11 protein-coding genes and 2 pseudogenes are annotated in these 9413 nt (G+C 40.5%); 12 read left to right on the forward strand and 1 reads right to left on the reverse strand.

Annotation, left to right across the window (positions count from 1 at the left end; all coding sequences use genetic code 11):
* The 3 genes and pseudogenes from SMIDD26_RS01955 to SMIDD26_RS12140 form a co-directional block, all read left to right on the forward strand.
* Positions 1 to 339 (forward strand): annotated as a pseudogene (locus SMIDD26_RS01955) (hypothetical protein); the annotation flags it as partial.
* Position 340: 1 nt separating this feature from the next.
* Positions 341 to 523: a hypothetical protein gene (locus tag SMIDD26_RS01960; protein ID WP_049524272.1), complete on the forward strand. Its 183-nt coding sequence runs from the start codon at positions 341 to 343 to the stop codon at positions 521 to 523.
* Positions 520 to 672 (forward strand): hypothetical protein, encoded by a 153-nt coding sequence (locus tag SMIDD26_RS12140; RefSeq protein WP_167747443.1) that lies wholly within the window; start codon positions 520 to 522, stop codon positions 670 to 672. The genes SMIDD26_RS01960 and SMIDD26_RS12140 overlap by 4 nt, the downstream gene beginning before the upstream one ends.
* Positions 673 to 721: 49 nt before the next feature.
* Here SMIDD26_RS12140 and SMIDD26_RS01965 read toward each other — a convergent pair whose 3' ends face one another.
* Positions 722 to 910: a hypothetical protein gene (locus tag SMIDD26_RS01965; protein WP_049505097.1), complete on the reverse strand. Its 189-nt coding sequence runs from the start codon at positions 908 to 910 to the stop codon at positions 722 to 724.
* 30 nt (positions 911 to 940) lie between these two features.
* On the opposite strand from SMIDD26_RS01965, the gene SMIDD26_RS01970 reads away from it, so the two are divergent.
* The 9 genes and pseudogenes from SMIDD26_RS01970 to SMIDD26_RS11300 form a co-directional block, all read left to right on the forward strand.
* Positions 941 to 1174 (forward strand): DUF1858 domain-containing protein, encoded by a 234-nt coding sequence (locus tag SMIDD26_RS01970; protein WP_000368739.1) that lies wholly within the window; start codon positions 941 to 943, stop codon positions 1172 to 1174.
* Entirely contained in the window at positions 1174 to 2508 is a 1335-nt protein-coding gene (locus tag SMIDD26_RS01975; protein WP_061438739.1) for a DUF438 domain-containing protein, read from the forward strand. The genes SMIDD26_RS01970 and SMIDD26_RS01975 overlap by 1 nt, the downstream gene beginning before the upstream one ends.
* Before the next feature lie 9 nt (positions 2509 to 2517).
* Positions 2518 to 2772: a DUF1912 family protein gene (locus tag SMIDD26_RS01980; protein ID WP_000119704.1), complete on the forward strand. Its 255-nt coding sequence runs from the start codon at positions 2518 to 2520 to the stop codon at positions 2770 to 2772.
* Between the two features lie 96 nt (positions 2773 to 2868).
* Positions 2869 to 3264 (forward strand): helix-hairpin-helix domain-containing protein, encoded by a 396-nt coding sequence (locus tag SMIDD26_RS01985; protein ID WP_061438740.1) that lies wholly within the window; start codon positions 2869 to 2871, stop codon positions 3262 to 3264.
* A gap of 283 nt (positions 3265 to 3547) precedes the next feature.
* Positions 3548 to 4127 (forward strand): annotated as a pseudogene (locus SMIDD26_RS11295) (flavin reductase family protein).
* Positions 4114 to 4680, forward strand: a complete 567-nt coding sequence (locus SMIDD26_RS01995; protein WP_061438741.1) for a GNAT family N-acetyltransferase — start codon at positions 4114 to 4116, stop codon at positions 4678 to 4680. The pseudogene SMIDD26_RS11295 and the gene SMIDD26_RS01995 overlap by 14 nt, the downstream one beginning before the upstream one ends.
* Positions 4681 to 4731: 51 nt before the next feature.
* Complete coding sequence (locus tag SMIDD26_RS02000) at positions 4732 to 6063, forward strand: hypothetical protein (protein WP_050242264.1); 1332 nt, start codon at positions 4732 to 4734, stop codon at positions 6061 to 6063.
* A gap of 18 nt (positions 6064 to 6081) precedes the next feature.
* Entirely contained in the window at positions 6082 to 8733 is a 2652-nt protein-coding gene (locus SMIDD26_RS02005; protein WP_061438742.1) for a valine--tRNA ligase, read from the forward strand.
* A 50-nt stretch (positions 8734 to 8783) separates the two neighbouring features.
* Positions 8784 to 9413: AAA family ATPase (locus tag SMIDD26_RS11300; protein WP_167747444.1), on the forward strand; the 630-nt coding region annotated here is incomplete at its 3' end.

The raw sequence follows: 9413 nt of genomic DNA on the forward strand, positions 1-9413 counted from the left end.
GCTGCCTTACTACGTGCTGGTGGTATAACAATTGCCAAACAGGTAATGAAAACAGTGCCTAATAAAGCGTTAACAAAGACGCTTTGGTACCCTATTTTGAAAAAAGTCTTAAAAATATTTGGTGTGAATCTGACCAAGGGAGGGTTGGCCAAAGGAATGGGGAAATTCATACCTATCTTGGGTGGTATCATTTCAGGTGGTTTAACCTTTGCAACTATGAAACCAATGGGGGAAAGCTTGCAGAAAGAATTGTCCAAGCTAGTCAACTATAGTGAAGTTCAATATCAAGAAGATGTTGAAACGATCCGAAAAGAGGCTGAAATCATCGAAGGAGAGTGATATGGGACTCATAAAAATTCTAGCTAAAACTTACGGGAATTACTTTTTGACCGTGCAAGGTGTAAAAGTAATGAAAACGATAAAGAAAGATGACCACGCCGTTGTCGGTCTGGGAAAACTTTTTATTGCAGACAAGCTAATGGATACGGCTCGGTGGCTCATCAAGCCAGAGGAGAGAGAATGAAATTTTTCTGGGGACTTCTTGCTATTATTTTTATCAAACCGATTATTGGGATTGTGAAATTCCTGTGGATGATCATCTCTTTTGCAGTTCAATTATTGTTTTACAAGCTATTATTTAAAATATTGGATTGGCTCTTTAAACTTATTTAGATGGTAGTCCAAATCGCAGAGAACTAGCGGAAACTCTACTGCTAGTTTTTTAATCTCTTTCCATATGGTATAATATAAGCAGTAAAATCATTTTATACTCTTCGAAAATCTCTTCAAACCACGTCAGCTTCACCTTACCGTAGGTGTGGTTACTGACTTCGTCAGTTCTATCCACAACCTCAAAACACTGTTTTGAGCAACCTGCGGCTAGCTTCCTAGTTTGCTCTTTGATTTTCATTGAGTATTAGAACATACAATGGAGGTCGTCATGGACAATATCATCGATGTGTCAATTCCTGTTGCAGAAGTGGTGGACAAGCATCCAGAGGTCTTGGAAATTCTAGTGGAGCTGGGATTTAAACCCCTTGCCAATCCCTTGATGCGCAATACAGTTGGTCGTAAAGTATCACTCAAACAGGGTTCTAAGCTGGAAGGAACTCCTATGGACAAGATTGTCCGCACACTGGAAGCGAATGGCTACGAAGTGATTGGATTAGACTAATGGCAGATGAACGGATTCATGTCCTACGGGATATTTTGTTAGAATTGCATAATGGCGCCTCTCCTGAGTCGGTTCAGGAGCGTTTTGATGCGACCTTTACAGGTGTTTCAGCCATTGAGATTTCCCTCATGGAGCACGAACTGATGAACTCAGACTCAGGTGTCACCTTTGAAGATGTCATGGAACTCTGTGATGTCCATGCTAATCTTTTTAAAAATGCTGTTAGGGGTGTCGAAGTTGCAGATACCGAGCACCCAGGTCACCCCGTTCGGGTCTTTAAGGAAGAAAATCTGGCCCTCCGTGCGACCTTGATTCGCATTCGGAGATTGTTAGATACATATGAGTCTATGGAAGATGAAGAAATGCTTGCGGAGATGCGTAAGGGTTTGGTGCGTCAGATGGGACTTGTGGGGCAATTTGACATTCATTACCAACGTAAAGAAGAACTCTTCTTTCCTATCATGGAGCGCTATGGACACGATTCACCTCCCAAAGTTATGTGGGGAGTGGATGATCAGATCAGGGAACTCTTTCAAACAGCTTTAGCGACAGCCAAGTCATTGCCAGAAGTGTCGATTAGCAGTGTAAAAGAAGCTTTTGAAGCCTTTGCGACAGAGTTTGAAAGTATGGTTTTCAAGGAAGAGTCCATCCTTCTCATGATTCTCCTTGAGTCCTTTACTCAGGATGACTGGCTTCAGATTGCAGAGGAGAGCGACGCCTATGGCTATGCTATTATCCGTCCGTCTGAGAAATGGGTGCCAGAACGCCAGAGTTTCGTTGAGGAAAAGAGTGCAGAGGAGCCTGTGCTGCTAGATACAGCAGAAGGCCAAGTTCAGCAAGTTATCGATACGCCAGAAGGACAGTTTACCATTACCTTTACTCCTAAGGAAAAGGAAGCAGTGCTGGACCGTCATAGTCAACAGGCCTTTGGCAATGGCTATCTTTCAGTCAAGCAGGCTAATCTCATCCTCAATCACCTCCCTATGGAGATTACTTTTGTCAATAAAGAAGACATTTTCCAGTATTACAATGACAATACGCCAGCTGATGAGATGATTTTCAAACGGACCCCGTCCCAAGTCGGGCGCAATGTTGAACTCTGTCATCCACCTAAGTACTTGGACAAGGTCAAGACTATCATGAAGGGGCTTCGTGAGGGAAGCAAAGACAAGTATGAAATGTGGTTCAAGTCTGAGTCGCGAGGTAAGTTTGTTCATATCACCTATGCCGCAGTGCACGATGAAAACGGAGAATTCCAAGGTGTGCTGGAGTATGTTCAGGATATTCAACCCTACCGTGAGATTGATACGGACTATTTCCGTGGATTAGAATAAGGAGAAAAAATGAGTTACGAACAAGAATTTATGAAGGAATTTGAAGCCTGGGTCAATACCCAGATTATGATCAATGACATGGCGCACAAGGAAAGCCAAAAAGTCTACGAAGAAGACCAAGACGAGCGTGCCAAAGATGCCATGATTCGCTACGAAAGCCGCTTGGATGCCTATCAGTTCTTACTTGCTAAGTTTGAAAACTTCAAAGCAGGCAAGGGCTTCCATGATTTGCCAGAAGGCTTGTTTGGTGAGCGGAATTATTAAACGAGATAGATTCTTGATTTTTCACCAAAATCTTGATAGAATATTTATATTAAATCCTTGTCAGAGCAGGGGTTTTTATTTGAAAGGATTTTATTCATGTCAAAGAAACTCAATCGTAAAAAACAATTACGAAATAGCCTCCGTCGCGCAGGTGCCTTTTCAAGTACTGTGACTAAGGTTGTAGAAGAGACAAAGAAAGTCGTGAAACGTGCAGAGCAGACAGCGAGCGAAGCTGGTAAGGCTGTTTCTAAAAAAGTTGAACAAGCAGTAGAAGCTACCAAAGAGCAAGCTCAAAAAGTAGCCAATTCTGTAGAAGATTTTGCAGCAAACTTGGGTGGACTTCCACTTGACCGTGCTAAAACTTTCTACGATGAAGGAATCAAGTCTGCGTCAGATTTTAAAAACTGGACTGAAAAAGAACTCCTTGCCTTGAAAGGAATCGGCCCAGCTACCATCAAGAAATTGAAAGAAAATGGCATCAAGTTCAAGTAATTTTTCTTGTGCCTTGCATTTCCGTCAAAATCTTGCTACAATAGAGCCATTAGAGGTGTTTTGAATCCCACATTTTACAGAAAGTGGCGGAGCTGAGAAGTCCACAAATGTGTCAAAACTGGTTGCTAATGGATGAAAAATTGAAATAAAAGTGTCTTTTTGTTTTAAAGACGAGAGTTGCGGGCAACTGCCCGAAATTGGGTGGTACCGCGGATAAATACATTCGTCCCTGTCATGTAGATGGCAGGGCTTTTCTTTTGTATCTTGGTCAAAGGAGGTTGTCATGAAGCAATCTTTTAAAACAAGTAAACTCTACTATGGCTTTCCTATTTTCATTTTGAGATATCAGGATCAGAATTTTGGACACAATATTACGACCTGTAGCTCCTCTTATAGCTTGGGAGATTGGATTGTGGTTGGAGTCGTTGCGAGAGAGAATGTCGCAGATCAAATTAAACATTATCAAAAATTTACTGTGAATATCCCTGATGAAAATCTCATGCTCGAGATGGAGCAGGCTGGTTTTATCAGTCATCAGGAGAAATTGGAACGTTTTGGGAGTACATTATGAAATTTCTGAACGAACTGAGGCACCGATTTTAGAGGATTGTCCAGTCGTTTTGGATTGTCAGGTAGATAGGATTGTTGAGGAAGAGGGAATTTGTCATATTTTCGCTAAGATTGTTGAGCGACTTGTTGACCCAGAACTTTTGGATGAAAAGGGACATTTTAGAAATGAACTGTTTGCCCCAACATATTTCATGGGAGATGGATATCAGCGCGTCTATCGTTATCTGGATAAGCGTGTAGATACTAAGGGGAGCTTCATCAAAAAAGCGAGGAAGAAGGATGGCAAGAGCTGAGTTACCAGAACGGTTGGAAACAGAGCGTCTGGTCTTACGAGTCCGTACAGTGGCGGACGCTGAGGATATCTTTGATTATGCTAGTCGTCCAGAAGTTTCTTACCCAGCAGGTTTTCCACCTGTCAAGACCTTGGAAGATGAGATTTATTATCTGGAGCATATCCTTCCTGAGCGTAATCAAAAGGAAAATCTCCCAGCTGGCTATGGAATTGTCGTCAAAGGAACTGATAAAGTCATTGGCTCTGTTGACTTCAATCACCGACACGAAGATGATGTGTTGGAACTCGGCTACACCTTGCACCCAGACTATTGGGGTCGAGGCTATGTACCAGAAGCAGCGCTTGCCTTGATTGACTTAGCTTTTAAAGATTTGGGTCTCCACAAGATTGAACTGACTTGTTTTGGTTATAATGTCCAAAGTCAACGAGTCGCAGAAAAACTTGGATTTACCCTCGAAGCTCGTATCCGAGACCGCAAAGATGCCCAAGGGAATCGCTGTGATGATTTGAGATACGGCTTGCTGAGGAGTGAGTGGGAGAGTTTAAACTGTTAGTTGAACTGTTTGAGAAAATCGAACAGTTGAGATAAAGAAAAAGGAGTGAGAATGAATTATCTATTTATGGACGAAAAAGGTCCACAAAATTCTTTTAAAATAACACAGCCGTTTGATAAACAAAACAAATTATCTTATGCTAACGATAATATGCATTCATATATTGCTAATGTAATCCAAATTGATAAAGTAGTCTATGAAACAATTGAACAGGAGTTTAATCAGATTGTTGAAACTTATTTATCAAGTAGAAAACAACTCCAGCAATCATTAAAAAAGAAGAATAAAGAACTTAAAGGTTTAGATTTGTTGAAATCAAACTTTGAGTATGGAATTGCTTCTATGAAAAATAATGAAGTTCAGTTTTATTTATCTATCTTTAAGATGTTAAATAAATTCGAAGTTGATAATTTATTATTTATGATTAGTAAGATGTCAATTATTACCTCATCAAGACTAACTAACTTCTTTTATTTTTTAGATGAAGAGACAGAATTCTCACCGCTTATTGCTAAATATGTTTTAACCAAATATGCTGAAATTGAGGCTTCAAAAAAGGTTATTGAAGCTTTATTGAATAAAACATTGCCAACAAGACCTTTGTTGAAGCTAATAAAACAGGATTTGAATAGGATAATTAATGATAATAAAGACAATATGAGGATGGCTCGGCAATTAGATGCTTATCAACAACTCATTATTTCAATGGATAGGGTAATTAATGACCATAAAATTAAGTTATCTGAACCTGACGTAGAACTATCTTTCGATTGGAATAAAGTAAAGTGGGCATTTGATTTGTGGATGACTGAGCAAAGGTATCCTGATGAAAACATTGAATGGATCCTTTTCCTAGATGAAGGAATACCTAGTGACATATTTAGTAGTTTAAAGATTAATAAAATTGAAGAGTCTTGTAATTCTAGAGACTATGTCGGATTACAAATAACAGATATGATTGTTGTTTTGATTGGAAAATTGGTTTCACAAATGACTTCAGATACTAGGTATGATTTTAATAAACCTGATAAGAGGGTATTATTAAATGAGGAATATTTTAATTTAAATGAGCAACAATATAACTTAGTTACAGAGTTGAATAAATTTCTTTTAGATAAAAATACAAATTATCATTTTGTTAATGATGCTTACTTTGACGAATCTTTGTCAATTCAAGTTTATATTGGTTACATTGCGTCGTTTGATAATTTTGAGCAGTATAAGTCAGTCCATTTAAGTGACCATTTTGAGTGGTATTTCCAAAAATTTGCTGAGAAATCTGAAGAAAAATATTCTGAATTAATGAAAGATGAAGCAATGACAAGAGTTTGTTTTGGCAGTTTGAAAACAGGAATAGAAGAAGGTCTAGTTAGGCCGTTATAAAAAGATAGGAGAACACACATGTCTAAAGAACTTTCACCTAAATACAATCCAGCCGAGGTTGAGGCTGGTCGTTACCAAAAATGGCTTGATGCTGATGTTTTCAAGCCTTCAGGGGATCAAAAGGCTAAGCCTTATTCGATTGTTATTCCGCCACCAAACGTAACTGGGAAACTTCACCTTGGTCACGCTTGGGATACGACTTTGCAGGATATCATCATCCGTCAAAAACGCATGCAAGGTTTCGACACTCTTTGGCTTCCAGGAATGGACCACGCTGGTATTGCCACTCAAGCTAAGGTTGAGGAGCGCTTGCGTGGAGAAGGCATTTCCCGCTATGATCTTGGTCGTGAAAAATTCCTCGAGAAAGTCTGGGAATGGAAAGACGAATATGCCACTACTATCAAGGAACAATGGGGCAAGATGGGGCTCTCTGTAGACTACTCTCGTGAGCGTTTCACTCTTGACGAAGGTTTGTCAAAAGCTGTTCGTAAGGTCTTTGTGGACCTTTACAAGAAAGGTTGGATCTATCGTGGTGAGTTTATCATCAACTGGGACCCAGCTGCTCGCACAGCCCTTTCTGATATCGAGGTGATCCACAAGGACGTCGAAGGTGCCTTCTACCACATGAACTACATACTGGAAGACGGCTCACGCGCCCTTGAAGTTGCTACAACTCGTCCTGAGACTATGTTTGGGGATGTTGCGGTTGCGGTCAATCCAGAAGATCCACGCTACAAGGACTTGATTGGAAAAAACGTCATCCTTCCAATCGCTAATAAATTGATCCCAATCGTTGGTGATGAGCACGCAGATCCTGAATTTGGTACAGGTGTCGTAAAAATCACACCTGCCCACGATCCAAATGACTTCTTGGTTGGTCAACGCCATAACTTGCCACAAGTCAACGTCATGAACGATGACGGAACTATGAATGACTTGGCCTTTGAATTTGCAGGCATGGACCGTTTTGAAGCTCGTAAGGCAGTCGTTGCTAAGCTGGAAGAAATCGGTGCTCTCGTTAAAATCGAAAAACGTGTCCACAGTGTTGGTCACTCAGAACGTACAGGTGTTGTGGTCGAACCACGCTTGTCAACGCAATGGTTCGTCAAGATGGACCAATTGGCCAAAAATGCTATTGCCAACCAAGATACAGAAGACAAGGTAGAATTCTACCCACCTCGTTTCAACGATACCTTCCTCCAATGGATGGAAAATGTCCACGACTGGGTAATCTCTCGTCAACTCTGGTGGGGTCATCAAATCCCTGCTTGGTACAATGCTGATGGTGAAATGTATGTCGGCGAAGAAGCTCCAGAAGGTGACGGATGGACTCAGGACGAAGACGTCTTGGATACTTGGTTCAGTTCTGCCCTCTGGCCATTTTCAACCATGGGCTGGCCTGAAGTCGATTCAGAAGACTTTAAACGTTATTTCCCAACTTCAACCTTGGTAACAGGTTACGACATCATCTTCTTCTGGGTGTCTCGTATGATCTTCCAGTCATTGGAATTCACAGGCCGTCAACCATTCCAAAACGTGCTTATCCACGGTCTCATTCGTGACGAGCAAGGACGCAAGATGTCTAAGTCTCTCGGTAACGGGATTGACCCAATGGATGTCATCGAGAAATACGGTGCCGATGCCCTTCGATGGTTCCTTTCAAACGGTTCTGCACCAGGTCAAGACGTCCGCTTCTCTTACGAGAAAATGGATGCTTCATGGAACTTTATTAACAAAATCTGGAACATCTCTCGCTACATCCTCATGAACAATGAAGGCTTGACTCTTGAGCAAGCAACTGCCAATGTCGAAAAAGTGGTCAACAAGGAAGCTGGAAATGTTACAGACCGCTGGATTCTCCACAACCTCAATGAAACCATCGGAAAAGCAACTGCCAACTTTGACAAGTTTGAGTTTGGTGTAGCTGGACACATCCTCTACAACTTCATCTGGGACGAGTTTGCGGACTGGTATGTTGAGTTGACCAAGGAAGTCCTTTATAGCGACAACGAGGAAGAGAAAGTAATCACACGTTCTGTTCTCCTTTATACTTTGGACAAGATCCTTCGTCTCCTCCACCCAATCATGCCATTCGTGACAGAGGAAATCTTTGGACAAATCTCAGAAGGCTCTATCGTGACAGCAGAATACCCAACTGTCAACCCAGCCTTTGAAGATCTTGCGGCTCACACAGGTGTGGAAAGCCTCAAAGACTTAATCCGTGCTGTTCGTAATGCGCGTGCAGAAGTAAATGTAGCTCCAAGCAAGCCAATCACCATCCTTGTTAAGACAAGCGATAGCGACTTGGAAGCCTTCTTTAACAGTAATGTCAACTACATCAAACGCTTCACAAATCCAGAACACTTGGAAATCGCATCAACTATTCCTGCACCTGAACTGGCTATGTCAAGCGTCATCACAGGAGCAGAAATCTACTTGCCACTCGCAGATCTCCTCAACGTCGAAGAAGAGCTAGCTCGTCTCGACAAGGAACTCGCTAAATGGCAAAAAGAACTGGACATGGTCGGCAAGAAGCTCTCTAACGAACGCTTCGTAGCCAATGCCAAACCAGAAGTCGTCCAAAAAGAACGCGACAAACAAGCCGACTACCAAGCCAAATACGATGCGACCGTAGCACGTATTGATGAGATGAAGAAGTTGGTGAAATAGTGTATGAGTGATTTGATTGCTTTAACTGAACAAAAAAATGGAGCGAATATATGGATTCAATTAGGATTAAGAATTTAAGGAGCCTTGTGGATACTGGGGATATTGAAATTAAACCATTAAATATTATTTTAGGTTCCAATAGCTCAGGTAAAAGTAGCTTCCTACGTTTTTTCCCTTTATTAAAACAAACTATCAATAGAAAGATTCGTGGTGTTTTGTTTTGGAGTGGTTATGATCAAAATGATGTAGATTTTGGTGATTTTGAAACTGCGCTCAATAATCAAGAGGGACACGATAAAATGGAATTTTCATTTTCATTTAACATTACTAAAAGAGAACTATCACGATTCTCTCGTCCTTATAAATTCGAGATACAAAATTATTGGTCAAAAACACCTCAATCCTTGAAAACAACTATTTCTATTTGCTTAGAAAAAAATAATGCTGATGGATTAGAGACAATTTCAAGAGTAACTATTCCTATATTTGGTGAAGATATAACGATTAATGTTTCAAATAAGAAAATTAATATCGGTGATAGAAAATATAGATTACTTACTTCAGATAATGGATATTTATATAGATTAGATAGTATTTTTCATCTTAATAATCTACTTGATTCAGAAGAGATTATCAAGAAAGAATTAGGAACAATAATTGAAGAAATAAACAGTGATAAT

Origin of the sequence: Streptococcus mitis (assembly GCF_001579035.1) — a bacterium.
Classification (GTDB): Bacteria; Bacillota; Bacilli; order Lactobacillales; family Streptococcaceae; genus Streptococcus; species Streptococcus mitis_J.